The 26,798-nt window shown below is 36.2% G+C and carries 23 protein-coding genes; 15 read left to right on the top strand and 8 right to left on the bottom strand.

The genetic code is table 11. The features are described from left to right. Positions 1-50 precede the first annotated feature (50 nt). Positions 51-2,921, top strand: coding sequence for a TonB-dependent receptor (locus tag LB449_RS06120; protein WP_224454185.1), 2,871 nt, complete (start codon positions 51-53; stop codon positions 2,919-2,921). A 552-nt stretch (positions 2,922-3,473) separates the two neighbouring features. Here the strand turns inward: LB449_RS06120 and LB449_RS06115 are convergent. After that, the gene (locus LB449_RS06115; RefSeq protein ID WP_224454184.1) at positions 3,474-4,841 is read right to left on the bottom strand and encodes an alpha/beta hydrolase family protein; all 1,368 of its coding nucleotides are present in this window, start codon (positions 4,839-4,841) and stop codon (positions 3,474-3,476) included. Between the two features lie 57 nt (positions 4,842-4,898). Further along, positions 4,899-5,654, bottom strand: a complete 756-nt coding sequence (locus LB449_RS06110; protein ID WP_224454183.1) for an MBL fold metallo-hydrolase — start codon at positions 5,652-5,654, stop codon at positions 4,899-4,901. 103 nt (positions 5,655-5,757) lie between these two features. Between LB449_RS06110 and LB449_RS06105 the strand changes: the two genes are divergently transcribed. After that, on the top strand, positions 5,758-6,276 hold the full coding sequence (locus LB449_RS06105) for a GNAT family N-acetyltransferase (RefSeq protein ID WP_224454182.1): 519 nt from the start codon (positions 5,758-5,760) through the stop codon (positions 6,274-6,276). Positions 6,277-6,358: 82 nt separating this feature from the next. Here the strand turns inward: LB449_RS06105 and LB449_RS06100 are convergent, their stop codons facing one another. Next, positions 6,359-9,610: a S41 family peptidase gene (locus LB449_RS06100; protein WP_224454181.1), complete on the bottom strand. Its 3,252-nt coding sequence runs from the start codon at positions 9,608-9,610 to the stop codon at positions 6,359-6,361. Between the two features lie 161 nt (positions 9,611-9,771). Between LB449_RS06100 and LB449_RS06095 the strand changes: the two genes are divergently transcribed. The 4 genes from LB449_RS06095 (at position 9,772) to miaE (ending at position 13,483) form a co-directional block, all read left to right on the top strand. Next, a complete protein-coding gene (locus LB449_RS06095) occupies positions 9,772-9,936 on the top strand; it encodes a YqaE/Pmp3 family membrane protein (RefSeq protein ID WP_003442929.1) in 165 nt (54 codons plus the stop codon). A 331-nt stretch (positions 9,937-10,267) separates the two neighbouring features. Then, the gene (locus LB449_RS06090; RefSeq protein WP_262901824.1) at positions 10,268-11,029 is read left to right on the top strand and encodes an endonuclease/exonuclease/phosphatase family protein; all 762 of its coding nucleotides are present in this window, start codon (positions 10,268-10,270) and stop codon (positions 11,027-11,029) included. Between the two features lie 37 nt (positions 11,030-11,066). Next, positions 11,067-12,896, top strand: coding sequence for a DNA polymerase III subunit gamma/tau (locus tag LB449_RS06085; protein WP_224454180.1), 1,830 nt, complete (start codon positions 11,067-11,069; stop codon positions 12,894-12,896). 2 nt (positions 12,897-12,898) lie between these two features. Then, positions 12,899-13,483 carry a tRNA-(ms[2]io[6]A)-hydroxylase gene (gene miaE / locus LB449_RS06080; protein WP_224454179.1) on the top strand — a complete coding sequence of 195 codons (585 nt, stop codon included), beginning with the start codon at positions 12,899-12,901 and terminating at the stop codon, positions 13,481-13,483. Positions 13,484-13,596: 113 nt separating this feature from the next. Here the strand turns inward: miaE and LB449_RS06075 are convergent, their stop codons facing one another. The 3 genes from LB449_RS06075 to LB449_RS06065 all read right to left on the bottom strand — a co-directional run bounded on the left by LB449_RS06075 (position 13,597) and on the right by LB449_RS06065 (position 16,160). Next, the gene (locus LB449_RS06075) at positions 13,597-14,547 is read right to left on the bottom strand and encodes an aldo/keto reductase (protein WP_224454178.1); all 951 of its coding nucleotides are present in this window, start codon (positions 14,545-14,547) and stop codon (positions 13,597-13,599) included. A 72-nt stretch (positions 14,548-14,619) separates the two neighbouring features. Further along, complete coding sequence (locus LB449_RS06070) at positions 14,620-15,480, bottom strand: lysophospholipid acyltransferase family protein (RefSeq protein WP_224454177.1); 861 nt, start codon at positions 15,478-15,480, stop codon at positions 14,620-14,622. A 41-nt stretch (positions 15,481-15,521) separates the two neighbouring features. After that, positions 15,522-16,160 (bottom strand): NUDIX hydrolase, encoded by a 639-nt coding sequence (locus LB449_RS06065; RefSeq protein ID WP_224454176.1) that lies wholly within the window; start codon positions 16,158-16,160, stop codon positions 15,522-15,524. On the opposite strand from LB449_RS06065, the gene LB449_RS06060 reads away from it, so the two are divergent. Next, positions 16,148-16,864, top strand: coding sequence for a peptidylprolyl isomerase (locus LB449_RS06060; RefSeq protein WP_224454175.1), 717 nt, complete (start codon positions 16,148-16,150; stop codon positions 16,862-16,864). The genes LB449_RS06065 and LB449_RS06060 overlap by 13 nt on opposite strands. A gap of 1 nt (position 16,865) precedes the next feature. Here the strand turns inward: LB449_RS06060 and LB449_RS06055 are convergent, their stop codons facing one another. Together LB449_RS06055 and LB449_RS06050 are read right to left on the bottom strand one after the other, a co-directional pair. Beyond that, positions 16,866-17,495: a trimeric intracellular cation channel family protein gene (locus LB449_RS06055; RefSeq protein WP_224454174.1), complete on the bottom strand. Its 630-nt coding sequence runs from the start codon at positions 17,493-17,495 to the stop codon at positions 16,866-16,868. Continuing rightward, positions 17,495-18,211 (bottom strand): RDD family protein, encoded by a 717-nt coding sequence (locus LB449_RS06050; RefSeq protein WP_224454173.1) that lies wholly within the window; start codon positions 18,209-18,211, stop codon positions 17,495-17,497. The genes LB449_RS06055 and LB449_RS06050 overlap by 1 nt, the downstream gene beginning before the upstream one ends. 33 nt (positions 18,212-18,244) lie before the next feature. Here LB449_RS06050 and LB449_RS06045 point away from each other — a divergent pair, with 33 nt between their 5' ends. From LB449_RS06045 to LB449_RS06010, 8 genes are all read left to right on the top strand, one after another. Beyond that, positions 18,245-19,219, top strand: a complete 975-nt coding sequence (locus LB449_RS06045; protein WP_224454172.1) for a stage II sporulation protein M — start codon at positions 18,245-18,247, stop codon at positions 19,217-19,219. Beyond that, on the top strand, positions 19,194-20,075 hold the full coding sequence (locus tag LB449_RS06040; protein ID WP_224454171.1) for a hypothetical protein: 882 nt from the start codon (positions 19,194-19,196) through the stop codon (positions 20,073-20,075). Before LB449_RS06045 ends, LB449_RS06040 begins: the two co-directional genes overlap by 26 nt. Then, positions 20,065-20,838 carry a hypothetical protein gene (locus LB449_RS06035; RefSeq protein WP_224454170.1) on the top strand — a complete coding sequence of 258 codons (774 nt, stop codon included), beginning with the start codon at positions 20,065-20,067 and terminating at the stop codon, positions 20,836-20,838. Before LB449_RS06040 ends, LB449_RS06035 begins: the two co-directional genes overlap by 11 nt. After that, positions 20,831-22,027 carry a DUF4350 domain-containing protein gene (locus LB449_RS06030; RefSeq protein ID WP_224454169.1) on the top strand — a complete coding sequence of 399 codons (1,197 nt, stop codon included), beginning with the start codon at positions 20,831-20,833 and terminating at the stop codon, positions 22,025-22,027. The genes LB449_RS06035 and LB449_RS06030 overlap by 8 nt, the downstream gene beginning before the upstream one ends. Before the next feature lie 3 nt (positions 22,028-22,030). Next, complete coding sequence (locus LB449_RS06025; RefSeq protein ID WP_224454168.1) at positions 22,031-23,017, top strand: AAA family ATPase; 987 nt, start codon at positions 22,031-22,033, stop codon at positions 23,015-23,017. Further along, positions 23,017-24,348: a DUF58 domain-containing protein gene (locus LB449_RS06020; protein ID WP_224454167.1), complete on the top strand. Its 1,332-nt coding sequence runs from the start codon at positions 23,017-23,019 to the stop codon at positions 24,346-24,348. The genes LB449_RS06025 and LB449_RS06020 overlap by 1 nt, the downstream gene beginning before the upstream one ends. After that, positions 24,345-24,917 (top strand): RdgB/HAM1 family non-canonical purine NTP pyrophosphatase, encoded by a 573-nt coding sequence (rdgB, locus tag LB449_RS06015; RefSeq protein ID WP_224454166.1) that lies wholly within the window; start codon positions 24,345-24,347, stop codon positions 24,915-24,917. Before LB449_RS06020 ends, rdgB begins: the two co-directional genes overlap by 4 nt. Before the next feature lie 68 nt (positions 24,918-24,985). Further along, positions 24,986-26,749 carry a DEAD/DEAH box helicase gene (locus LB449_RS06010; RefSeq protein WP_224454165.1) on the top strand — a complete coding sequence of 588 codons (1,764 nt, stop codon included), beginning with the start codon at positions 24,986-24,988 and terminating at the stop codon, positions 26,747-26,749. Positions 26,750-26,798: the final 49 nt, after the last annotated feature.

The following is a 26,798-nucleotide window of genomic DNA, read 5'->3' as shown; positions in this document are numbered from 1 at the left end:
TTAAACTTAATTTCAGCATAGATTAGTTGTGTAAATCAAAAAATGTTAACATGAAAAAAAATTACGTATTACAGTTAATAGTAATGTTTTTATTCAGTTTTTCTTTCTTTGCACAGGAAGTTGAGATAAAAGGAGTAATCACAGACCCAGACAACCAGCCGCTCCCCGGAGTTACTGTGGTTGTTGAAGGAACAAGTAGAGGAGCTACAACAGATTTTGATGGCAACTACATTATCAAGGCAGAAAAGGGAGAAACCCTTTTATTTTCCTATGTTGGCTTTGATACACAAAAGATCAAGATTGAGAATAATACGACTATTAATGTCACCTTAAAGATGGGTATGCAGCTTGATTCTGTAGTCGTTATAGGTTCCAGAAGCCCTGGAAGAACGACTGTGAATTCTGCAGTAGCTATAGATGTCTTTGATATCCAACAACTTTCCAAAGCTAGTCCGCAGGTAAACTTGAACCAAATATTAAATTATGTGGCACCATCTTTTACATCCAACACACAAACCATATCGGATGGAACAGACCATATTGACCCAGCTTCTTTGAGAGGTCTAGGTCCAGATCAAGTTTTGGTTCTTATCAACGGAAAAAGAAGACATACGTCTTCTTTGATCAATGTCAACGGAACCTTTGGTCGGGGAAGTGTAGGAACAGATCTTAATGCTATACCAGCAGCGGCTGTTAAAAATATTGAGGTGTTACGAGACGGTGCAGCGGCTCAATATGGATCTGACGCTATTGCTGGTGTTATCAATATAATTTTAACAGATAATACAAACGAACTTCAACTCAATGTAACTTCTGGAGCCAATTTTTCAAGAAACGCCAATAGCCAAACTGGGGGTATTGATGGAGAGACTACAAATGTGAGTGCCAGTTACGGTTTGGACTTGGGAGACAAAGGTGGATTTATCAATTTTAGTGGAGACTTCGATATTCGTGAAGATTATAACAGAATGAAAGAATGGGAAGGTGATGTATACAATAGATACAACACTGTAGAGCGATTTGCCAATGCTGATGGTTACGATATCTCCGATCTCCTAGATGACGATGTTTCTGATGTGATACAATACGGCAATCAAGCTGGTTTTAATTTGAATCCAAATGCAACAATAGAACAACTACGAGATATCTTATCGGTAGACAATACCTCTGCTGAACTTAGCGCAAGAAATCAGGTAAGAAGTGATTTCAATATGAGAGTTGGTCAATCCAGGCTTAGGGGTGGTCGCTTGTTTGTAAATTTTGCTTTACCTCTGGATGATAATGGTACAGAATTATACTCGTTTGGAGGAATAAGTTCAAGAAACGGAAATTCTGCAGGTTTCTACAGGCTACCAAATCAGAGTAGAACATTTACATCTACTTATATCGATGGATTTTTACCAGAGATTAATTCTAAAGTAAAAGATGAATCTTTTTCAGCTGGTATTAAAGGTTCAGTCGGAGACTGGAATGTGGATTTCAGCAATACTTATGGAAAAAATAGTTTCCTTTATGTCATTGGTAATACTTCCAATGCGTCTTTGCAAAATGCGTCTCCAACTATTTTTGATGCTGGTGGATTTTCTTTTGCTCAGAACACTACCAATCTTGACGTCAGACAATTTTTTGAAGATGTATCTGAGGGGCTTAATGTTGCTTTTGGTGCAGAACACCGTTTGGAGACTTACGAAATTGTTGCTGGACAAGAATCGTCTTATAGTCAATATACCACAGCCGGAGAAGTTATTACTTTAGCTTCGCAACAACCAGCAACAGACTTTTTTGGAGCAGCAAGGCCTGGAGGTGCTCAGGTGTTTCCTGGTTTTAGCCCAAATAATGAATTAAACAGAAGTCGTTCTAGTGTTGCCGGTTACGTAGATGTAGAGCTTGATGTCAGTGAGGAATTTCTATTAAGCTTTGCTAGTCGCTATGAAGACTATTCAGATTTTGGTTCGACTGTTAATTTTAAACTTGCATCTCGTTACAAACTTACAGATAATGTCAACTTAAGGGCTTCTGCCAATACTGGATTTAGAGCACCATCTTTGCATCAATTAAATTTTAATTCTACGTCTACTATTTTCGATCAAAATGGCGATCCGCAGGAAGTGGGTACCTTTGCCAACGATAGCAGAGCTGCTGAATTACTAGGTATTCCCGAATTAAAACAAGAAACCTCCAGAAGTATAAGTTTAGGAGTAACGGGGAAATTTCCTGAAGCTAATCTTACATTCACAGCAGATGCCTATTGGGTAGGAATTGATGATAGAGTCGTTTATACGGGCCAATTCACTGGACCAGGAACGGGAACTGAACTGGATAATCTCCTAAGACAAGCTAATGCTTCGAGAGCTTCCTTTTTTGCTAATGCTATTGATACAGAGTCTAGAGGTTTTGATTTTGTCATTACTCATAAAATCAATCTCGGTACCAATTCTAGGCTTAATACAGACCTTTCTGGAACTCTATCAGAAACACGACAAGTTGGCGACATTAAGGCTTCTGAAGTCTTAAGAAATGCAGGACTTGTTGATACTTATTTCCCAGAAGATAGCAGAGTATATCTTGAAGAAGCTGTGCCTAGAACCAAAATTAATCTGACCAATAATTATACATTTGGAAAATTTAATCTATTCCTTAGAAACGTATTTTTTGGTAAGGTCACTGAAGCAACTCCAACAATAGAAAATCAGCAAATTTTTAGTGAAAAATTAGTCACCGATTTATCCTTCGGCTATGTTGCGTCTCCTAGTTTAACTTTTACTATTGGTGCTAATAATATATTCGATATTTATCCAGACCGTGCAGAAGAAGCATTTGGAAATAGAAGCGGTGGTCGTTTTGACTGGTCAAGGCGTGCTCAGCAATTTGGCATTGCCGGCCGTTTCCTTTTTGCTAGAATGAGTATTTCACTCCAATAAGATTGTTTAATTCATTATAAAATAAGAGACCCTATTTCAAAATTGAAATAGGGTCTCTTATTTTATTAGGTCACTCATTAAATTCTAAAAATTCGTACTGATTAAGAGCTGTTTTTGAAATCCACTCTTTAATGTCCTCCAGAACTTGTGGAAACATTGTCTGTTCTATACTCTCTACTATCCACGGTTTCACTTTCTTGGAAAAGATGGTTTAAGCCTTTAAACTCTTTGGTCTCCACATTTGTATTTTCACCCTTTTTAATTTACAACTCTTTAACTGCAAGATTTTCTTTAAGAGTGGTAAAGTCAATTAAGTCATTTTTATTAAAATCATCATTCAAAGCTTCTACGTCTAGTTGTGGGGTGTATTGGAACAATCCTTCTTCCGTTACACAAGAATTTTGAGCCTAGGATAAATCCATCAAAAGCACCATACATAAATACGTGAAGTATAATTTCATAAAAAAATTAAATGTTAAATAAACAATTGATAATCAGTTTAATAAAACATCTTAATCTAAAAATGAAAAAGCTTTTTAGAATTTACAGCTCTTATTTTACGATGTTTGAAACCCATTCTGTAATCAATTTTAAAACCACCGGAGACATCGTTTGTTCTATAAGTTGATATTCTAAAATATCTCCCGTATCGCTGTCTTGGAAGAGGTGATTTAAACCCTCTAGCTCATGAGTTTCAACTTCCGTATTACCGCCATCACTTAAAGCTTTCTCAATAGCTGCTAAATTCTCTTTGGCAGACACTTGAAAGTCTTTACTCCCGTTAAGGGCAAGTACAGGACAAGATACTTTTTGGATGTAATTGGCAGGAGTAGATTTAAGGATCGCCATCAACTCTTCATTATCGACAATAGAATTTACCATCTCGTTAAGCTCCTTCTCAGGGATAGTAGATTGATATTTGACTGCTAATTTTTTTTGCAATTCAGTTTTGAGAGCTTCATCTTCTAAACTTGATTTTCTAAGTTCTGAATATAAACTAGCCAACATTCCATTGGTCCCTTCTATTTGTTTATCTGTCGCTCCTCTTAGTTTAAGGAGATCTTTGCGCTGCTTGAGCATCATCGCATCACCATTAACGCCGGGAGCGGCCAGTAAAACTAAAAAGTCAATGTCGTTTTCAATAGCAAGTTTTGGGGCAAGTATGCCTCCCAAACTATGACCTAACAAGCCTATTTTAGTCCTCTTTATTTGATTGTTGGATAAGAGATAATTGATGCCCGCTTGTGCATCTCCCATTTGAGTGGCCATGGTCATTTCTGACGTTCGTCCTCCAGACTCTCCTACCCCTCGCTCATCGAATCTTAAAACTGCAATCCCGCTTTGGGTAAGTTCATGAGCCAAAAGCAAAAATGGCTTATGACCAAATATGCTGCTATTCCTATCTTGAGGTCCACTGCCACTCAAAAGCATTACAGCAGGAAATGGGCCATCTCCTTTTGGTAAGCTAAGTGTCCCGGCCAAAACAACATCATCAGTTGTGCTTTTGTAGCTCACCTCCTTAATCACATAATCATACGGAGGCTTTGGTTCCTGTGGTCTATTCGGAAGATTGTTTCCTCTTTTAAGATTGAGTTTGAAAGACATTCCATTTTGAGAAAAATTACCAACGAGGGTATCCTTTAGAGCCAATTTTCCCTGATACTGAATGCCTAATTCCTTAATTTGAATGGTTAACAAAGAATCGATATAAGTGGTTGCGTCTGACTTATACCCCTCTACACCTTGTAAAGGAACATCCATAGTTGAAGCAAATCCATTTTCTGTTTTATTAATATGAAAATTGATTCCAAGGGCATTCCCTTGAAACTTCAACTCACCTTGCCAGTCTCCCGTAATGTCTTGAGATAAAGCAACTGAGGATAAAACTATAGTTAATAAGAAAGTATAAAATGTTTTCATAGGAATTTATTTTATTTGAAGATTCGGTTACTATTCTAAATTTGATTTCAACAGAAATTAAGTATAATCTTTTTTTGCTCCATCTTCAGGAATCCATACGGTATCCAAAGTTATATTATTTTTAAGGTTCTTTCGCTGAGTGGGGCAATGATTTAGGGCTTCTAAATGGTTACAAATCACTTGACCTTTGCAATCCTCCACAAATTTTAAAATATCCAACATAATCATCAAAATTGGTTCGTGCTCATCGAGTTGAGCAGACCCACAAGGGATCACACTCACATCAGGTTCTTTTTTGGATATAATGTCCTTAACGTCTTGAGTGTAAATTGTATCCGAACTTAAATACAGACTGGGTTCATTCGGCAATTCTATAAAAAATCCCATCACGTTCCCCATCAATTCAGCTACTTTCCCATAACCATGAGTAGCAGGAATGCCTTGGATAGTTCCTCCCAGAAAAGAAACGGCTTTGTTATACTCCAATTCTTGGACGACATGCAAACCTTTGGACTTTAGAGCATCCGCATCCAACCGACTGCAAGTTATAGGGATATGTCTTTCTTTTAAAAAATCGATTCCAGCTTCATCGAGGTGGTCTGCATGTTGGTGAGTAATCAGGGCATGCGTGGTTTTATCTAATACGCCTGAGGCTTGGTCTGGTAAAGCGACTAAAGGATTCCTAAGGGGCGGAAAGCGTTTGGAAGTAAATGCTTCTATACTCCCCACTTCGCCAAGCATAGGATCTACTAAGATATACTCAGTTTCTGTTTCGATAACAGCAGTGGCGTTTCTAAGGTGATGATAAGTCATTATTCTGATTTTGTTTTTAATGAACTTGATGTTCAAAGATAATTCAACTTTTATTATGAAGATAAATTGATGCTATTGCTTTTATTTGCAGAAAAATCAAAAGATGCAGATAAGCATAAAACCTTTTAGTTCCTCTGAAGTTGAATCTCTGGCAGAGTTAAGCCAAAATACCTTTATAGAATCCCATGGACATAGTGCCACTGCAACTGATATTCAAGACTATATCGATGATCACTTCAACACCCGCGCGCTATTAAAAGCTCTTAATGATCCCAATATCTACTTCTTTAAAATAGTTTTTGACAACCAACTGGCTGGTTATTCCAAATTAATCGTAGACCAACCTCATCCTCTTACAGAGATCTCACCAATAGCTAAATTTGAAAGACTTTATCTTTTAAAAGATTTTTACGGATATGGTCTTGGCAAAGAACTTCTAAAACACAATATAGAAATCGCTAGAACGCATCATCAAAAAGCCTTTTGGATATTTGTATGGACAGAAAACGAGAATGGACTAAAGTTTTATAAAAAAAATAATTTTAAAATCATAGGCGATCACAACTTCAAAATAAGTGACCAACATTCCAATCCCAATTTTGTGATGTTGAAATTGTTATAAGTTTTTGGAAAAAAAATAAATCAAAAAACGCAAAAGAAGAATCTTCTTTTGCGTTTTTTGGTTAGTCTTATTTTAGTTGCGATTAATTCTTATCATAGCCTTTTGGTCGCTTCCATCTCACAGGGGCTTCTGGCTCAGGTTTCATCTCAAATTCCTTGGTATTTAAAAGTTTCAAAGCCTCTTCCACAGCTTTTTCCAATTGAGCATCTCTGCCTTTTACTGCTATTTTAGGTTCATCTATAACTTCAATATCTGGAGCAACGCCTTCACCTTCTACAGCCCATTCCCCTTCAGTATCATAAAAACCACCTCTTGGAGCAACCATTCTACCTCCGTCAATAAATCTTGGCGTATCCCATGTTCCTACAAGACCGCCCCAAGTTCGCGTTCCAACTAAGGGACCAATATCTTTTTTCTTGAACATGTATGGTAATAAATCACCACCAGAACCTGCTCTTTCGTTGATGATCATAACCTTTGGGCCCCAAATACCAGCTATTGGTGATGTCCATGGGCGATTATCTCCTGCTTTACTATTGAAATAACCAATGGGTTCACGAGTCATAATGTCAATCATATAATCCGCAGCAGAACCTCCTCCATTATTTCTTTCATCCAAGATGACTCCCTTTTTATCCTGCTGTGAGAAATAATAGCGATTGAAACTAGTAAAACCTGGCTGGCTTGTGTTAGGGATATAAACGTATGCTAATTTACCATTAGACATGTCGTCAACTTTTCTTCTATTGCTTTCAACCCAATCTATATACCTGAGTCCATTTTCACTTCTCACAGGCTTCACATACACTCTCTCTGCGCCAGATGGGGTAGCTTTATTATTAACTAATACTGAAACTGTTCTTCCTGCAGTTTGAGCGAAATGTTCATAAATATTATCCTTGGCAGTAATACCTCTTCCATTAACTTCTAGAATATAGTCCCCTTCTTCAATTTTTTGACCGGTCAAGCCCAAAGGCGCCTCTATATCAGGATTCCAACGTTCTCCATCGTAAATCTTTGTGATTCTATAGTATCCATTTTTAATTTCAAAATCGGCTCCCAACAGTCCCACTGGCACTCTATCTACATCTGGCATATCGCCACCAGAAACATAAGAATGACCAATAGCTACTTCCCCACTTAAAATATCAACCAAATAGTTCAAATCTGTTCTGTGATTTACATGTTTAACCCACGGTTGGTACCAATTATAGACTTTATCCCATGGTGCACCATGAACATTATCTACATAAAGAAAATCACGCATGAATCTCCACCCCTCTTTAAAGATTTGAGCATATTCCTTTTCTGGAACCACTTTCATTTTGGCAGAAACTGAAATCTTATCTTCGGGCTTTGGTGAGCCTTCAGTATCGGTTATATGCCAATTAGCCTTTTTTTGAATAAGAGTAAAATCACCATTTTTAGAAAGTACCATTTGACTAACTTCATCTTCGAAATCTTCAGCTTTTTCTTTTTTTACATCATAGCTATGAACTTTTAAGTCATCTTGATTCTGTATTGACTCAGCTATGAATAGTTTATGAGCCTTAGAGCTTCTTATAAATTGATAATTTCGTGATGGTAATTTTAAGGAAACTACTCTATCTTGGATGTTATCGAAATCGATTTTTACTGTAATAACTTCTTCTTTTTTATCCTTTTCATCTTTTTTATCCTTTTCATTTTCTTCTTCGTTTTTCTTAATTTCTTCTTCATCGCTTTTCGGCAAATTAGGAGCTTGTCCTTCAGCACTTAGTACTACGGCGTAGAGACTTCTAGAAACCGATGGATCGTAAGAACTCATATCCAACCACCCAGTGTTCAAGCCATAGTCGGTACTCGCTAAGAAATACAAATATTCTCCAGATTGGTCCCATTGAGGCGAAGTTGAATCCGCTAAAGGATCTGAAACCTGATGTATTTTACCAGATTGTGTATCATAGATGAATATAGCTTTGAAGTGGCTATTTTGTTGTTTTTCATAAGTGATATAACGACTATCCGGAGACCAATTCGGATTCATTGTCCTGTTGGGATGTGCAAAACCATCAGTATCGACTTTTTCTACTTTTCCATTATCTAAATTGATATACCATAAATTGTAATCTGTATCGGTATAACTGATTAACTTGCCATCAGGTGACCAATCTGGTGTAAAATAAAAGGTCGGATTTTCTAAAGCGAAAGTTTTTTGATTTTCTCCATATTGATCGGCAACTACTAACTGGTATTCTCCACTAGAATCCGAAAACCAGGCTATTTTATCTCCCTGAGGTGACCAAACAGGAAATCTATCGGCGACCCCACTACTCTGCGTAATGTTTCTCCAGCTTCCTTCTTCTTTTGGAAAAGTAAAAATATCTCCTCTATGCTCAAAGACCGCTCTTTTACCGTTTGGTGAAAGATTAGGATGACTCACGCTACTTGAGCTTATATCTTCCCATCTTTCTCTACTATAATTTAAATCTCCAGCCACGTTAATTTCCAATTGCTGAGCTGATTTATTCTGGGTATCGAGTGTATGTAAATAACCTCCCTGCTCGTAAACAATTTGATCTCCAAAAGCATCTAAGCTCTTAACATCAAATTTCTTATGAAAGGTAATTTGTTCTTCTTCCTGAGACTTTAGATCATAACTCCAGATGTTACTCACATAATCTCTTTCGGATAAATAATAAACTTTCTCTCCAACCCAAACAGGATCCAGATGTCGTTCTTTATCAAGTTGTGGCGTTCTGGTTAATTCTTGAGTATTCAAGTTCAGAATCCATATAGGCATGGCTTGTCCGCCACGGTAGTTTCTCCATTCCGGATCCCAAGAAGTGATTGGCGTGTAAGCTAAGTTATTACCATCTTCAGAAATCTCTCCATAAGCTGCTCTGATGTCCACCAAGGGCTTAGGAAAACTACCTTCAGTTGTGACTGTATAGAGTTGAGAAGTTTTAGTCGGATGAGATGTTCTTCCGGTACGAAATAGTATTTCACCAGAAGGAGTCCAACCTTGAACAATATCAGCTCCAGGATGATACGTCAATCGTTTAGGTGTTCCGCCTTCAGAAGAAATAATATAAACATCTGTATTCCCATCGTATTCTGCGCTAAACGCAATCCAGTTACCATCATCTGAAAAGTGAGGCGAAGATTCGTAGCCTTCGTAAGTTGTTAATCGTTTGGCATTACCACCAGAAAGCGGAACTTTCCATAAATCGTTGGCATAAACAAAAACAATACTTTCACTCGATAACGTAGGCTGTCGGAGAAGCATTGTCCCTTGAGCTAAAGTACTCACTGCAAAAAATGCAAATAGTAGAAACACGTATATCTTCTTCATAAGTTAAAATGATTTTATAATTGGCTAGAAAGTTAAACAAAAAGAGAGTATTTCAAATAACTAGTTATGATTTAAGAAGAATCAATAAATAATTATTAGAGTTAAATAAATTCCTATATTGTGCTTTAACAAAAACTAAATAAAATTTAAAACCTAAATCCATGAGTATCCTTAGAATCATATTTGCGATCATTTTGCCTCCACTAGGTGTATTTTTAACCGTTGGCATTCGAGGAGCCTTTTGGCTCAATATTTTATTAACACTTTTAGGCTTTGTCCCAGGCATAGTTCACGCTATATGGATTATTGCTAAAAACGATAAATAGCAATTATGGTTATTACCATTATTATTTACCAAATCCTGATGTGCTTGTTCGCATTTATAACCCTATTGAAGATAGATCATTGGGTGGTACGATTATTCGACTTTCCTAAAGTTCAGCTTTTAGGCTGAGCCTATTTGGCTTATTTTTCGGACTTTTTTTCTTCAGTTTTGATTCTACAATGCAGTGGGTAGGTACGGTAATGGTATCGCTAGCTATTATCTTTCATTGTATAAAAATAATTCCCTACACTGTATTTTTCAAAAAAGAGGTCATCAGAACTGTTCCCACTGACTCCTCCATATGTTTAAGTCTTTTAACAAGTAATGTTTTGATGCCTAATCAAGACTACGAAAAACTGCTGAGTCGGATAGATACCTATCAACCTGATGTATTACTTACTTTGGAAAGTGATATAAAATGGGAAGAAAAATTAAAGCCAATAGAAGAAAAGTATCCCTATACTGTAAAGCTTCCACAAGACAATTTATATGGAATGCATCTCTATTCTAAACTAGAATTGGAAGATGTACAAATCCATCATTTCGTTAAAGAACATATTCCTTCCATTGAGGCTTATCTCCGCATAGATAAACAGCATAAAATCAAAATTTTTGCATTACATCCCAAACCGCCCAGTCCTACAGAAGCCAAAACGTCGACCAACCGAGATGCAGAATTGCTTTTGGTTGCAAAACGCGTCAAAGAATTAAATGAGCCGGTTCTTGTTTTTGGGGATTTAAACGATGTCGCTTGGTCTAAAAGTACATTATTATTTAGAAAAATAAGTGGATTATTGGACCCAAGGATAGGACGGGGACGCTTCAGTACTTTTCATGCGCAGCATAAACTTTTAAGATGGCCGCTGGATCACCTTTTCCATAGCGAAGATTTTAGCCTCAATAAAATTCAAGTCTTACCTGAAATAGGGTCCGATCATTTTCCCATTTACGCTAAACTGGAACTCAATACAAAAGCTGAAACTCAACAAGAAGGTCATGAATCTAGCTCTGAAGAAAAAGAAGTGGCCGATGATAAAATTGAGAAGGCTTTTCAAAAAGCCAGAAGTTTCTATTTCAAATTAAATTCAAACTAGCTTTGCAGTATAAATTTCAGAAAACTATATTTGTGATATGGAACATTTTGTTGTCTCTGCCAGAAAATACAGACCCGAAACTTTTGATGACGTTGTTGGACAAAAAGCCATCACCAATACTTTGCTCAATGCTATAGACAACGATCATTTGGCTCAGGCTCTTTTGTTTACTGGACCTCGTGGTGTTGGCAAAACCTCTTGTGCTCGAATCCTAGCTAAGAAAATTAATCAGCAAGCCACAGATGATGAGACTACAGATTTTGCTTTCAATATTTTTGAACTGGATGCGGCTTCTAATAATTCTGTCGATGACATTAGAAGTCTTACCGACCAGGTAAGAATTCCTCCTCAAACTGGAAAATATAAAGTTTACATTATTGATGAGGTACATATGCTCTCCCAAGCGGCCTTTAATGCGTTTTTAAAAACTCTTGAAGAACCGCCTAAACACGCTATTTTTATACTAGCAACTACCGAAAAGCATAAAATCATACCAACGATTTTATCACGGTGTCAAATATTCGATTTTAAACGAATTACCGTTGGTGACATCAAAGAACATCTAGCTAAAATTGCTGACAAAGAGAGTGTGAATGCAGATGAAGATGCATTGCACATTATAGCGCAGAAAGCTGATGGAGCCATGCGTGATGCTTTATCGACATACGATAGAGTGGTTAGTTTTAGCGGGAACAATTTGACCAGAGAGGCCGTCACTGAAAACCTAAACGTTTTAGACTACGAAACCTTTTTTAGAACGACAGATTTGTTGCTTGAGAACAACATGCCGGAAGCTTTGATTTATTTTAATGAAATTCTAGCGAAAGGATTTGATGGACAGCATTTTATTGCTGGATTAGCTTCTCACTTCAGAGACTTAATGGTTTCTAAAAACCAGCAGACGATTGCTTTGCTTGAAGTTGGTGAGCGCACCAAAACTAAATATTTTGAGCAGTCGCGAGCGACTTCTTATACCTTTTTGCAGGAAGGAATCGATTTGGCCAATTCCTGTGATTTCAACTACAAATTGAGTCAAAATCAGCGTTTACACGTTGAGCTTTGTTTGATGAAACTGGCTTCGCTTACCGATCCAAATTCACCCGAAAAAAAAAAGAATAAACACCACATCTTAAGTCCAGAGGAAGTTAAAAGTGCTTCCACTGGTTTTTCTAACTCCTCTGTTAAAGAGGAAACTACAGAAAAATATGTTGAAAAAGCTTCAGATGAACGTAAAGTTGAACCTGAAGAAAAAAGTTTAGATTCTTCTCCATCTCAGGACGTAGACCTAAAGCCAACTGAAGTTGAAAGCTCACCAACTGAAATCACTAAGCCAACGGAGGCGAAATCAGAAGAAAAACAAATAGCTGAAGAACCCCAGGGAAAAATAAAACCTGCGCTTACCAACCTACCCAAAAAGTTGAATGGTCTGTCGATAAAAAGTATACAAGAAAAAAAGCGACTTAAGGAACAGCAGACGAAAGATAAGCCCGAAGAAGAAAAATTAACGGCCAAATTTACTGAAGAAGACATGCTCAACGCTTGGAATAATTATATGCAGGTATTGAGTGATAATGGAAGTAAAATCGTGGCGTCTGTAATGGGAACTTCAAAACCGAAACTCGATGTACATATTATAAAACTGGAACTTCCCAATGAATCCATGAAATTGAATTTGATTCAGGATCAGGGTGAATTGATGAGGTTTTTGAAAGATAAATTGCAAAACACCTCGATAAGTCTTGAGATCTCTGTTAACGATAAGTCTGAAAAGAAATATGTGTACACTCCCCGAGAGAAATTTGAAAAATTGAGAGAAAAAAATCCAAATTTAGAATTATTGAGAACAACATTTGACCTAGATATATAATTATGCTTGGACTAAAATTACCTACAGACCCGAGATGGGCCAATATTGCTGAAAAAAATATTGATGAGATCTTAATCGATCATGCTTACTGTGAACAGAAAGCGGCATCTACTGCTATTTCATTGATTGTTTCCTTTCCTGAATATACTGAACTTGTAACGGCTATGACGGAATTGGTACAGGAAGAAATGAGTCATTTTAAAATGGTTCATGATTTATTGAAAGAAAAGAATATCCCACTGGGTAGAGATCGCAAAGATAATTACGTAGCAAAGCTGGTCACTTTTTTCCCTAAAGGTGGTAGCAGACAAACTCAACTTGCTCATCGCTTGCTTTACGCGGCCTTGATTGAAGCTAGAAGTTGTGAACGGTTCAGATTGTTATCTGAAGAATTGAATGACGAAAAATTAAGACGTTTCTACCGAAAGTTGATGATAAGTGAAGCGAATCATTACACTATGTTTTTGAAATTTGCACGACAGTATCACGATGTAGAAGAAGTCAACCAAAAATGGTCTGACCTTTTGGATTATGAAGGAAAAATCCTTGCATCTTTTCAGGAAGGCACTTCTGTTCATGGATGGTAAACTAGTTTTTTGTTTACTGTTTTTCGTGGTGGGTTCTAAAAAATAAAAATGCAGTAAGTTTTAACTTACTGCATTTTGTTTAATTGATGAATTCTGTCTACTATTTAGGAATATTATTCATCAAACACATTGGAATATTTGCCATCTGAAGTTTCAAAGAATTTACCATTGACGTATCTGTAATGTTTATTTATTTCGCTGAATTTCTTCATATCATCAGCATCTAAATTCACATCTTGGCTTTTAAAATTTTGTTCGATCCTTTCCTCATTGGTTGATTTTGGAATGGTGATCACATTTCGTTCCGCATGAAATTGTATAAGCACTTGTGCTGGTGACGCATCGTGCTTATCTGCGATAGCATTTACTACCTCATTATCCAGTAAAGTAGGCTCATCATCTGCTTTCATTTGCTCTGTTCTATCCTGGCTTCCCAATGGCGAATAGGCTGTGACAAGAATACCGTTATCCTGACAAAACTTAATCAATTCGTGTTGGTGTAAGTAAGGATGAGATTCTATTTGATTCATTTCTGGCACAAAATCAGTTTGTTCCATCAAATCACTTAACTTTTTCTCACTAAAATTGGACACTCCTACATGGCTTACTAAGTTGTCCTTTTTCAAATCGACCATAGCTTCCCAGGTTTCCTTGAGAGGGACTTCTTCAAGCGACAGGTAATCCTCATCTGACTCTGGGAACCCTTCCAATCCAGATTTAAAAGCTACCGGCCAGTGCATAAGATATAAATCCAGATAATCGAGTTGTAAATCTTTAAGAGTTTGTTCCAAAGCTGGCTTGACATCTTCTTTGCGGTGAGCATTGTTCCAAAGTTTTGATGTAATAAAAACATCGCTTCTTTTGATGTTTCCTTCATCAAATATTTCCTTCAGTGCTTCTCCAACCTCTTTTTCGTTACCATAAACTGCTGCACAATCTATGTGTCTGTAACCTATAGTGAGAGCATATTTGACTGCTTTTTTGACTTTACCGGGTTCAGACTTCCAGGTTCCAAGTCCGATGGTATCAATTTGATCATTATTATTAAAACTTAAGGTTTTCATAGTATTTAGTTTTGTTTAAAGATAAAGTCAAACTAAACGCTATCAAATTTGAAAAAGGACTTTAGTTAAGATTTAACTCTCCTTTTGATTTTTCTTGTCCTTATTCTTTGGTGTTTTTTCGGCTTTATAATCTGAACTGTAGCGCCTTTGCTCATTAAGAGATTCATGAGCTTTTATTTCACTTTCAGGAATGACTTTCAGAAAAGTTGGATGTTGCTCAATGGCATATTCAATCTTTTCAATGATGCTTTCTATCTCTTCATTTTCATAATCAATTTCAAGTGGCTCCTTAATCACCATAGATTGGAGAATATTCCTCTTTTTGATACGAATACCTTTTTTATCAAATGATCGTCTGAAACCATCTATAACAATGGGAACAACAATGGGTTTATATTTTTTAATAATAAAAGCTGTCCCTTTTCTAATAGGTTTCCAGGGTTTTGTAGTTCCTTGGGGAAAGGTTATAACCCATCCATCATCTAGAGCCATTCCTATATTGGATATATCGCTCATTTTAACCTGACGGTTCACACTTTTACCGTCTGCTCTCCAAGTTCTATCTATACTTACAGAACCTGCATATGCAAGAACTTTTGGTAGTAAACCTTTTTTCATAGTTTCTGCAGCAGCTACATAATAGATATTTAGTTTTGGATCCCACAAGTATCCAACATTTTTGATATTATCGACTCTACCACTCAGTGAGGCATTAAAAACATGATACATAGCAACTACATCTGCAAAATAAGTTTGATGGTTAGAAACAAAAAGTACATTTCTACCTGGCAAATCTTTTATGATAGAAGAACCCTCAATCTGAAGGTCGTTAAACCCCTGATAGCGTTGATGAGTAAGTCCTCCCATGATCCTTATTAGCCATTTTTTTATGAATAAATAATGTCCAAAAGGATTTTTCTTAAATAAGCCCATATTTTAAAAAAGTTGATTTACAAATATAGGGTTTTATAGATTTATCCTAATCTATAGAAGAGTTCACGTATTTCACTTAAAATCATTGCAGTAGCTCCCCAAACCACATGCCCATCAAAATTGTAAGCTGGAACTTCTACATTTTTGGCATAGGAAGCATCTATAAATTCTTTCTTAAAATTGGCTTTATTCAGACATAAAGAAAGTGGAAGCTCTATCAAATTTTCAACTTCACTTTGCTGTAAAACGAAAAGCGGCTCAAAATCTACAATACTTAAAAAAGGATGAACCAGAAAATTGGAGGGTGGTATGTACAACTCAGTGAGTGGTTTTATTATCTTTATGCTGCTAGCTGAAACCCCAATTTCTTCTTCTGTTTCTCTAAGAGCTGTTTCCATAAGATTTCTATCTACTTCTTCCACTCGTCCACCAGGGAAACCAATTTGATTAGAATGTACTCCTTTGTAAGTTTTCCTAAGTATAAAGGCCATATAAGCTTTCCCGTCTTTTGGATACAATAGAGATAATACTCCAGCATAATTGGGCTCTTTTGAGTTTGGATCAAGGCGTTTGAGCTCATCTTGACGAAATAAAGGAGCGAGATCATAATGAAAAGTTTCGCCAGGAAGTTCTATTTTCTTTAATTTTGAAACCAAATCTGTCAGCGATGAAAAGTCCATTTTATATCTTATGTCTATTAGCTATTTTAATTTCTTGTAAAGAAAACAAAGATAGTTCAAATAAAAAATCTGAAGCTGAGAAAGATACTTTAACAAAAAAAATTGAAGTCAATATTCCCTCCAATGGTGAGACTGATCGGGATTTATCTAAAATAAAATATTTAGAACAAGAAAAATTAATTCCCTTTCTGGAAAAATATGGAAAGGAGAATCAAGAGTCTATTGTAGATATTGAAACTGATTTCGGCACCTTTACAATTGAGTTATTCCCAGAACCTGTCCTTCATAAAGCTAATTTCTTAAGACTCGCCAAACTCCGTTATTTTGATACAACAGTGTTTCATAGAGTTGACGATAATTTTGTTATACAAGGTGGAAACAGCGATAGGATGGCGACTTACCAGTTTAGAAAAGCTATAGGTAATTTTCTGATCCCAAACGAATTCAACAAACGATATCCCCATGATTACGGGGTAGTATCGGCAGCAAAATATGCAGATCAAAATGTAAGTAATGCCTCCTCCCCTTTTGAATTTTTTGTCGTTACAAAACCTGATGGAGCTTATCACCTTGATGGGGACCACACGGTATTTGGAAAAGTCATCAAAGGAATGGATGTCGTCGAAAAAATTGATGAGCTAGAAACAGATGATAGTGAATGGCCTCTAAAAAATGTTGGAATGGATGTAAAAGTTGAGAGATAGACTACCAGTAATCTTCAATATCTTCATCTTTCTTATAAATTGATGGCAGTGACAGTTTAAAAATCACGGCTGAAAGCCTTACTACGATGACCACAGATCCAGACAGAATAAAAATAAGGCTTACAGGGAAATTAAGTTTCAGAAAAATAAAGTAACTGAATCCCCCAAGAATACAAGCAGTCGCATAAATCTCTTTCCTGAAAATTTGTGGTATTTCATTACATAGTATATCACGTATCACACCTCCAAAACAAGCACTCATGGTCCCAAGTGCAATGCATATCAAAGGAGAAACGCCCTCTGCAATCCCTTTTTCTACACCAACAACAGTATATAGACCTATACCAAGGGTATCAAATAAAAAAAGAGACTTTCTTAAGTAGAATAATTTTTTTCTAAAAATGACGGCGAGAATTGTTGTTACTATTATCACGTAAACGTAGGTCATGTTTTGTAACCACATTACCGAAACACCAAGTAATATATCCCTCAAAGTTCCACCACCTACTGAAGTTACAAAAGCAATAATCAAAATGCCAAAAGCATCCATTCGTTTCTTCAGCGAAGTCAGTACACCAGAAATGGAAAACGCAATAACTCCAAGTATATCGAGTATTAATATATAATCCATTAATGAGTGCTATAGTATTGATAGTCTTTCAATACAATTTTAATAAAAGATTGTGAAGATTGAGTGATTTCTACCTCAAGCTGTTTGGCTACTTTATGGCTTAATTTATCTAAGATATCTTGGTTTTTATCCTGTTGAGCATTATCATATATTGATTTTATACGTCTTAAATCTTCATCGTTTAATGTGGCTACCTGTGGATATTGTGGAGTATAAGTGTCATCAATTTCAAATAAAGGTATCTTTTTAAAACCAGTTTTTCGCCGTTCAGAGATTACCGTGGTTTTTGCAGCAAGATCACCAAGACGCTGCCCTTTTCCATTCATTAATATTACAACTATAGCGACCGCTCCACTCGTCAAGCTTATTTCTACAATCCTGATAAGCCAACGGATCAAAAAACTCGAAAACTGTGGTTTTGAACCATCAAGGTTTACTACTCGTAACCGCATTGAAGCTTTACCAATACTTTGACCGTTCATGAAAGTTTCCATCAACAAATGGTACAAAAAAGGCGGCAATCCAAGTACCAACGATGTAGAAGCACTTTCAAAAGGAGAGACATTTAATAAACCAGACATGATGGCCATGGTTACAAGGATATATGCTAGAATCACAATAAAGTCTATGAGGTATGCTAGTATCCTATCCCATGCTGTAGCAACACTTTGCTGAATCTTTACATTTTGTACAGTTTCTATTTGAAAATGACTCATAGATTGTGTTTCTTTGAATAAATTATATCACAGATGCGAGAGGCAGCTTTTGTCAAGCAAAATAAAGACAAATGGTTAAAATTTGAAAGGGTTGTGCAAAATAATATCAGCATTTCTCCAAGCGAACTCTCCAAACTTTATGTTGAACTCACAGAGGACCTCAATTACGCTCAGACTTTCTATTCCAATAGTGAGACTCTAGCCTATCTGAACGAGCTTTCAGTAGGTATTCATCAGAAAATTTATAAAACCAAAAAAGAATCAAAAAATAGAATTTATCAATTTTATGCTAGGGAGTTTCCTTTATTTTTTTACAAACACAGACCCACATTACTTTTAGCCTTCCTTTTATTTCTTGGTTTTAGTGCTATCGGAGCATATTCAGCATCAGCTGATGATGGATTCGTGAGGCTAATCTTAGGGGATGCTTACGTCAATGCCACTATAGAAAACATTCAGAAAGGAGACCCAATGGCTATTTATAAAAAAGCAAATCAAACAGATATGTTCTTGGGAATTACCCTCAATAATATTAAAGTTGCTTTGTTTGCCTTTGTGGCTGGTATTTTGGCTGGACTGGGAACAATCTATATTGTCCTACAGAACGCTATCATGTTGGGATCGTTTCAATATTTTTTTTATGAACAGGGCTTACTTTGGGAATCTGCAAGAACCATCTGGATTCACGGTACTATTGAAATATCAGTGATTATTGTTGCAGCCTGTGCAGGACTCGTCATGGGTAAAAGTCTTCTATTCCCAAAAACCTACACCAGGCTTCAGTCCTTTAGCAAAGGCGTAAAATCCGGACTTAAGATTGTGATTAGTACAATTCCTTTCTTTATCCTTGCTGGTTTTCTGGAAGGCTTTGTCACTCGTCTTACTGAAATGCCAGACTGGCTTGCTATTTTAATAATTGCTTCATCATTATTTTTGATCCTCTACTATTATGTCATTTTACCACAACTAATCTATAATAAACATGCAAGACAACTACATCAACTTTAAGAAAGAACGTGATCTTGGTTCTATAATATCAGATACATTCAAATTTATCAGACACGAATACAAGTCTATATTTAGGCTTTACATTAGACATGTAGGCTGGCTTTTACTCCTGGTTGTAGCCATGAGTACCTATTATCAATACAAATCCTTGAATATAACCGGCGATTTTATTAACAGTGGTAATCCTCAGGATTTTCTGTTGGAAATGGTTTCAGAAACTGGATTGGCTATTCTTTTATTGAGCTTAACCTCTATCGCATATTCAGCTCTTAGCATTACTACCATCAATAGTATTATAAAAAGTTACGTCAACAATGATGGTGAAATCAAAGATGAAGACGTTAGGCAATTTATAGGTCAATATTTCGGTAATACTTTGCTAAGTCTAATAATGGTCGGAATTCTCATTTTTATTGGTTTCTTATTATGTGTGCTGCCAGGTATTTATTTGATTGTACCGTTATCGGTAATTTTTCCAATTATCGTCTTTCAGGAAAAATCATTTTCAGATGCGTTTACAGAAAGCTTCAAACTTATCAAACAGAACTGGTGGATCACTTTTGCAACATTAATCGTCATAACCCTATTAATCTGGTTAATAAGTAGCTTATTCCAGCTTCCTATAGTCATCATGAGTGCTATAGAAACCTTCACTTCCATTGAAGAAACAGGAACTCCAACAACCAGCAATTTGGCCGGCAACTGGTTATACATGACGTTTTATGTCTTGGCCTCTTTAGCGCAATATATTTTAGGAATAGTAACACTCATCAGCATGGTTTTCATCTATTTCAACTTAAATGAATATCATAACAAAACAGGAACATTAGAAGACATAGATCGTATTGGAAGTTAAATCTTATCATTTATTAAATAGTTTAGTTTTCATTTTTATTCTGAATTGGGTAGGAACTGGTTTTATGACGGCCACTCCTCAGCTTCAAGCCAGCGATAGTTTAAAGAAGCGTCCAGACCTAGTGGAATTTGATAAATCTATCGTCGATTCCTATAAAATTAATGAAGACTACAATTACTTCAAAACTGCAGAACAGGAATCGGCCTGGGCAAAATTTCAAAACTGGCTTAATCTTCAATGGAATAAATTTCTTGACTGGATATTCTCGGGAATATCTGAAGGAAACTTCTGGAATTATCTAGCTTTGGTTTTGAAAATTCTTCTCATTGTCGGTCTGCTCTTTCTTATTGTCTGGCTTTTTAATAAATACTATGTCCAAAATCGAAAAAATGCTCCAGAAAACAAGAGTGAAATTAACCTGTCTGAAGATGAGCGTTTAATAAAGAAAAAAGACCTGTCAACTCTTATTGAAGAAGCAGAGTCCGATGACAATTTCAGGCTAGCATCCCGTTATTTGTTTCTGAATATTCTGAAACATTTAAAAGAAACCAATATCATCGAGTATCAATTTCAGAAGACAAATGCAGATTACAAATCTGAAATTTCTGATGAAGAAATCAAATCTGATTTCACCTATGCCTCAAGATTCTATGAATTTGTGTGGTATGGAGATTTTGAACTTAATGCAACGGAATACAACAAGGCTAAAGATCGTTTTGAAGAGTTGATCACCACAATCCATAAAACCAAAGTCCATGGATAAAAAAATGAAAGGCTTGCTTTTGGGATTGGTTGGGCTCATCATATTCGTTATCGTCTTGGATGCAACAGCAGAAAAGGCAGTGGATTGGACTCCAAATTATTTACACACAGAAAATAAAGCGCTAGCAACAGAAGTTTTTTATAAGAGTTTAAACCACATTGCTTCGGAAGTTAAGCATTTTCAAAAATCTCCTTTTGAAGTTTTTCAAGACAGTTTACAAAAAACAGGGACTTATTTCTTCCTAAACAATTATGTCAACTTAACGAAACAGGAAAACGAAGCTCTTTTAGAATGGGCAGTATCTGGAAATACTGTATTCATAGCTTCAGAAGGAATACCAAAACTACTTCTGGATACTCTTGGTCTGAACGTCAGTTTCCACGTAAGTAATACAGAAATTGAATATCAGCCAAGCTTCAATCTAAAGGATAAATCCCTTCAATTATCTGACTTTAAAACCTCAAGAAAAACTTTTGAATATCTGTATTTTTCTGAAATCGATTCAGCTAAAACCAAAAGCTTGGGCATTGTAAAGACTAGAAAAGCAAAAGCAGAAAATTCAAACCATGTTAATTACATCGAAGTTGAGTGGGGAGACGGAAAGTTTCTATTTCACCTGGCACCACAAATCTATACCAATTATTTTATGGTTGATGATGACAATAGTGATTACACAGCAAGAACACTAGGATATCTAAATCTCAATCAGCCCATATACTGGGACAATTATTACAAATCTGGTAAAGAAGGGATTTCTAGTCCTTTGTATTATTTGTTGTCCAATCCTTACCTGAAATCAACTTATTATCTCATCATCATCACCTCACTTCTATTTGTCATATTTGGAGGAAAGCGAAAACAACGGCCTATCCCGATAATTAAGCCAGTTGAAAACAGGTCTTATGAATTTGCTCAAACTATTGCAGGTATGTATTTGGACAAAAAAGACCATAAGGCCATTGCTCAAAAGCAGATCACATCTTTTCTTGAACAGATACGGTCCCATTATAACTTATCTACAAATGACATCAATGACGCATTCCTGAAAGATTTAGCTTCCAAAACTGGCAAAACTTATGAGGACTTGAAAACATTATTTCAGTATATTGAACGTATCAATACTTCTGAAGTCGTGAACGAAGACGAATTAAAAACTTTAGATAAAAAAATTACAACTTTCAACAGCTAGATTATGCAAGACGAAAATTCACTAGAATTCAATAACAGAATACCTTTGGAAGAATTAAAATCATCGGTGGAAGCCATCAGCAAGGAACTTGCAAAAGTCATCGTAGGTCAAGATGATTTTGTAAAACTACTCATTGTTGGTTTGTTGACCGACGGCCATGTGCTTATAGAAGGAGTTCCTGGAATAGCTAAAACCATTACTTCAAAATTGTTTGCCAAATCCATTGATACAGAGTTCAATAGGATTCAGTTTACTCCAGACTTAATGCCTAGCGATGTGCTCGGTACATCCATTTTAAAAGCAGACCAATCTGATTTTGAATTCAAAAAAGGACCTATTTTTTCCAACATCGTACTGATCGATGAAATCAACCGAGCTCCAGCCAAAACCCAGGCCGCGCTGTTTGAGGTGATGGAAGAACAGCAAATTACGATGGATGGTAAAGAGTACAAAATGTCACCTCCATTTATGGTCATTGCCACACAAAACCCTATCGAACAAGAAGGAACTTACGCTCTGCCAGAAGCTCAACTCGACAGATTCTTATTCAAATTAAAAATCGATTATCCCAACTTGGAAGAAGAAGTTGAAATTATGAAACTTCAGCACCATCGTAAGTCTGGATTAGCTTTAGATCAAATTCAGACGGTGATGAATGTGGAGACCTTACTAAAGTTCAGAGATCAGATTCATGATATCGTAGTCGAGGACAAAATTTTTGACTATATCGCTGAAATTGTGATGCAAACCAGAAAACATCCCCACCTATTACTGGGAGGATCACCAAGAGCATCGTTATCGATTTTGAAAGTAGCTAAAGCTTTTGCCGCTATACAAGGAAGAGATTTTGTGACTCCCGAAGATGTCAAATCAAGTTTAAAACCTGTACTCAATCATAGAATTATCCTTTCGCCAGAAAAGGAAATGGAAGGCACAACGCCAGAGCAAGTCATCGATCTCATTCAGAAATCTGTAGAAATCCCTAGATAGTGCGTCAATTTTTCTCATCTCTTTATTTTGGAAGATTGGTTTATACCATTCTGTTTGGGCTTTCGGGTCTTTTTTTGCTTTCGTTCTGGTTTCAAAGTTTATATATTATCAGTTTTGGTTTACTGATCATTTTTATCGGGATTTTAGTTATTGAAATTATCAGACTATTTACCGGAAATAAATTTTCAGCAGAAAGGATTTTACCAGAAAAATTTTCAAATAGTGATGAAAATGAGGTCAAACTTAATCTGAGAAATAAATATGAATTTCTAATTCATATAGAAGTCATTGATGAAATTCCAGAGCAATTTCAGAAAAGAGATTTTTTAAAAAAAATGAAAGTTTCTGGTAATTCCAAAAAGGACTTCACGTACACACTTACTCCAGTAAAGCGAGGTGAATACAAGTTTGGCTACCTCAATTGCTATGTCAGCACTAAATCCAAATTGGTCAAGCGGCGTTATAGATTCGAAAATGAAACTCTGGTAAAAGTTTATCCGTCTTTCATTCAAATGCGGGCTCTAGATTTTTTATCCATCGACCAGAAAATGAGTCAGTATGGAATGAAGAAAATCAGGAAGATTGGACATACCATGGAATTTGAGCAAATCAAAAATTATGTGATTGGCGATGATATTCGGACCATCAATTGGAAAGCCACTGCGAAGCACGATAAACTGATGGTAAATCAATATCAGGATGAAAAATCTCAGCCGATTTACAATTTGATTGATGTTGGGCGAGTGATGAAAATGCCTTTTGAAGGCTTGTCACTTTTAGATTATTCAATCAATGCAGCATTAGCATTTAGTAATATAGCCTTAAAGAAAAAAGACAAGGTGGGGATGCTTACTTTCGCTGATACCATTGAAAATTTTGTTTCAGCCAATTCAAAAAAAACACACTTGAATACACTTTTGGAAACCTTGTATGGCATTGACAGCAACTTTTTGGTATCAGATTTCAACAGACTTTACGCACATAGCAGAAGAAAAATCACACAACGCAGTTTGTTGATGATGTATACCAATTTTGAACACATTACCAGTTTGAAGAGACAACTCCCCTATCTTCGTGCGTTGGCAAAATCTCACCTTTTGGTTGTTATCTTTTTTGAGAACACAGAATTGGGCGAATTAGCCAACAAGTCAACCACAAAAATGACAGAAATCTACGAAAAGACTATTGCTCAGGAATTCATCTACAATAAGCAATTGATGGTGAAAGAACTCGAAAAAAATGGGATACAAACCGTTTTAACCAAACCAAAAGATTTGTCTGTCAATACCATTAATAAATATTTAGAAATAAAAGCCAAAGGACTCTTATGAAACTAATTTTTGCTACCCACAACCCCAATAAAGTCAAAGAAGTTCAAGCTTTACTTCCGGAGCATATTCAAATTTTATCTCTAAATGATCTGGACTACAATAAAGAGATCGTGGAATATGGAGAAACGATCGAAGCCAATGCAAAAATAAAAGCGGAGACCATTTCAGAAGTATTTGATTTACCGTGTTTTGCTGATGACACAGGATTGGAAGTTGAAGCTTTAGGGGGAAAACCTGGCGTAAAATCTGCCCGGTATGCCAGTGAAGAAAAAAGTGATGAGGCCAATAAGAAAAAACTACTCGATAATCTAAAAGGAGTAAAAGATAGAACTGCAAGGTTTAAAACTGTGATTGTTTTCATCAATGGCAAAGAGATTAAAGAATTTGTAGGAATTTGTGAGGGTGAAATCACTACTGAACATTCCGGAAATGGAGGATTCGGATATGATCCGATTTTTAAACCCAAAGGCTATTCACAAACCTTTGCTGAAATGCCAGCTTCAGAAAAAAATAAGATTAGTCATCGTGGTTTGGCGTTCCAAAAACTGATAGAATTTCTAAAAGCTTAAAATAAAAACAAATACATCATATAACAAGTTTAGGAATCCTTACCTTTGCACCTATTTTTAAAATACTTATGACTACATTTGAATCATTAGGCTTAAGCCCTGAAATCTTGAAAGCAATCGAAGATTTAGGTTTTGAGTCCCCGAGTGAAGTACAGGAACAAACAATTCCTATACTACTCGAAGAGCCTACCGATATGGTGGCGCTAGCCCAAACAGGTACAGGAAAAACCGCAGCATTTGGTTTTCCACTTATTCAGAACATCGACCTTAATTCCAAAAAAACTCAAGGTTTAATTCTTTCACCAACGCGTGAGTTGTGTATGCAAATTACCAACGAGCTAAAACAGTACGCGAAGTACTATCAGAACCTCAATACTGTCGCAGTATATGGTGGTGCAAGTATTACAGACCAAGCAAGACAAATAAAGAGAGGTGCACAAATTATTGTCGCTACTCCTGGACGTATGAAAGATATGATCCAGAGAAATATTATCGATATTTCCAATATCAATATTTGTATTCTTGACGAAGCAGATGAGATGTTGAATATGGGGTTCTTTGAAGATATAAAAGAAATTTTATCTCATTCATCAGATCAAAAGAACACATGGTTATTTAGTGCTACGATGCCAAAAGAAGTATCGATGATCGCTAAGAAATTCATGAAGAGTCCTAAGGAAATCACAGTTGGACAAAAGAACATTTCAACCAAATCTGTAAGTCACGAATACTTTATTGTAGGCGGTCGTGATCGCTACAGTGCTGTAAAACGCGTGGTAGATGCCAATCCAGATATTTATGCAGTGATCTTTTGCAGAACCAAAAGAGATACTCAAAAAGTAGCTGAAAAGCTTATTGAAGACGGTTATAGTGCTTCTGCACTTCATGGTGACCTGAGCCAAGCTCAAAGAGATATGGTGATGAATAGTTTCAGAAAGAAACAAATTCAAATGCTTGTCGCAACAGACGTTGCTGCTCGTGGTATTGATGTAGATGACATTACTCACGTCATCAATTACCAACTCCCAGATGAGATCGAAACTTACACTCACCGAAGTGGAAGAACTGGTCGTGCTGGTAAAGAAGGTAAATCTTTGGTAATCGTTACCAAAAGTGAGGTTAGAAAGATTCGCCAGGTTGAAAAAATTATTGGTCAGAAATTCACTCAGGAGGAATTACCTTCTGGAGATGAAATTTGTAAGCGCCAGTTATTTCATTTGGCTGATGAAATCAAAAATACAACCATCAATTCTGAGATAGATTCATTTATACCAGATTTGGAAGCTCAGTTCGAAGATTTAAGCAAAGAAGAAATCATCAAGAAATTCTTTTCTGTAGAATTTACAAGATTCCATAATTACTATAAAAATGCTCCAAAAATCACTCAACATTCCGCAGACGATTCATATTCTTCTGGGAAAGATTATGGAGATGAAACGCGTTTCTTTATCAATATTGGTGAAAAGGACGGCTTTAACTGGATGTCTTTAAAAGATTTCTTAAAAGAGCAGTTGAATCTTGACCGCGATGGGGTTGCTAAGGTTGACGTTAAAAACACATTCTCTTTCTTCAACGTTCCTACAGATGATGTTGAAAAAGTACAGAGTACATTTGATACATTCAAGCTTAAAGGAAGACACGTAAATGTTGAAATCACCAAAGACCAGAAAAGTGGCAGTGGTGGAAGAAAAGGTGGCGGCGGAGGCCGTGATCGTGGAGACCGCAAACCAAGAAAGCGCTTTGATAAAAATAGTTCTTCAGATTTTAAAGGTAAAAAATCAGGTGGTTCTAGTGTAAAAAGCTCTTTCGAAAGAAGAAGAAAGAAAAGCTAAATTAAGTAGTAAAAAGCCATTTCGATACAAGCTTATTGTATCGAAATGA

The organism is Psychroflexus lacisalsi, assembly GCF_020164495.1.
Taxonomy (GTDB): Bacteria; Bacteroidota; Bacteroidia; order Flavobacteriales; family Flavobacteriaceae; genus Psychroflexus; species Psychroflexus lacisalsi.
This window is presented reverse-complemented; position numbering and strand designations above follow the sequence as displayed.

What these genes read in the sequence shown, in the direction of transcription:
- LB449_RS06120 (WP_224454185.1), top strand. Translation starts at nt 51, where the DNA reads ATGAAAAAAAATTACGTATTACAGTTAATAGTAATGTTTTTATTCAGT.
- LB449_RS06115 (WP_224454184.1), bottom strand. Translation starts at nt 4,841, where the DNA reads ATGAAAACATTTTATACTTTCTTATTAACTATAGTTTTATCCTCAGTT.
- LB449_RS06110 (WP_224454183.1), bottom strand. Translation starts at nt 5,654, where the DNA reads ATGACTTATCATCACCTTAGAAACGCCACTGCTGTTATCGAAACAGAA.
- LB449_RS06105 (WP_224454182.1), top strand. Translation starts at nt 5,758, where the DNA reads ATGCAGATAAGCATAAAACCTTTTAGTTCCTCTGAAGTTGAATCTCTG.
- LB449_RS06100 (WP_224454181.1), bottom strand. Translation starts at nt 9,610, where the DNA reads ATGAAGAAGATATACGTGTTTCTACTATTTGCATTTTTTGCAGTGAGT.
- LB449_RS06095 (WP_003442929.1), top strand. Translation starts at nt 9,772, where the DNA reads ATGAGTATCCTTAGAATCATATTTGCGATCATTTTGCCTCCACTAGGT.
- LB449_RS06090 (WP_262901824.1), top strand. Translation starts at nt 10,268, where the DNA reads ATGCCTAATCAAGACTACGAAAAACTGCTGAGTCGGATAGATACCTAT.
- LB449_RS06085 (WP_224454180.1), top strand. Translation starts at nt 11,067, where the DNA reads ATGGAACATTTTGTTGTCTCTGCCAGAAAATACAGACCCGAAACTTTT.
- miaE (WP_224454179.1), top strand. Translation starts at nt 12,899, where the DNA reads ATGCTTGGACTAAAATTACCTACAGACCCGAGATGGGCCAATATTGCT.
- LB449_RS06075 (WP_224454178.1), bottom strand. Translation starts at nt 14,547, where the DNA reads ATGAAAACCTTAAGTTTTAATAATAATGATCAAATTGATACCATCGGA.
- LB449_RS06070 (WP_224454177.1), bottom strand. Translation starts at nt 15,480, where the DNA reads ATGGGCTTATTTAAGAAAAATCCTTTTGGACATTATTTATTCATAAAA.
- LB449_RS06060 (WP_224454175.1), top strand. Translation starts at nt 16,148, where the DNA reads ATGAAAAGTCCATTTTATATCTTATGTCTATTAGCTATTTTAATTTCT.
- LB449_RS06065 (WP_224454176.1), bottom strand. Translation starts at nt 16,160, where the DNA reads ATGGACTTTTCATCGCTGACAGATTTGGTTTCAAAATTAAAGAAAATA.
- LB449_RS06055 (WP_224454174.1), bottom strand. Translation starts at nt 17,495, where the DNA reads ATGGATTATATATTAATACTCGATATACTTGGAGTTATTGCGTTTTCC.
- LB449_RS06050 (WP_224454173.1), bottom strand. Translation starts at nt 18,211, where the DNA reads ATGAGTCATTTTCAAATAGAAACTGTACAAAATGTAAAGATTCAGCAA.
- LB449_RS06045 (WP_224454172.1), top strand. Translation starts at nt 18,245, where the DNA reads ATGCGAGAGGCAGCTTTTGTCAAGCAAAATAAAGACAAATGGTTAAAA.
- LB449_RS06040 (WP_224454171.1), top strand. Translation starts at nt 19,194, where the DNA reads ATGCAAGACAACTACATCAACTTTAAGAAAGAACGTGATCTTGGTTCT.
- LB449_RS06030 (WP_224454169.1), top strand. Translation starts at nt 20,831, where the DNA reads ATGGATAAAAAAATGAAAGGCTTGCTTTTGGGATTGGTTGGGCTCATC.
- LB449_RS06025 (WP_224454168.1), top strand. Translation starts at nt 22,031, where the DNA reads ATGCAAGACGAAAATTCACTAGAATTCAATAACAGAATACCTTTGGAA.
- rdgB (WP_224454166.1), top strand. Translation starts at nt 24,345, where the DNA reads ATGAAACTAATTTTTGCTACCCACAACCCCAATAAAGTCAAAGAAGTT.
- LB449_RS06010 (WP_224454165.1), top strand. Translation starts at nt 24,986, where the DNA reads ATGACTACATTTGAATCATTAGGCTTAAGCCCTGAAATCTTGAAAGCA.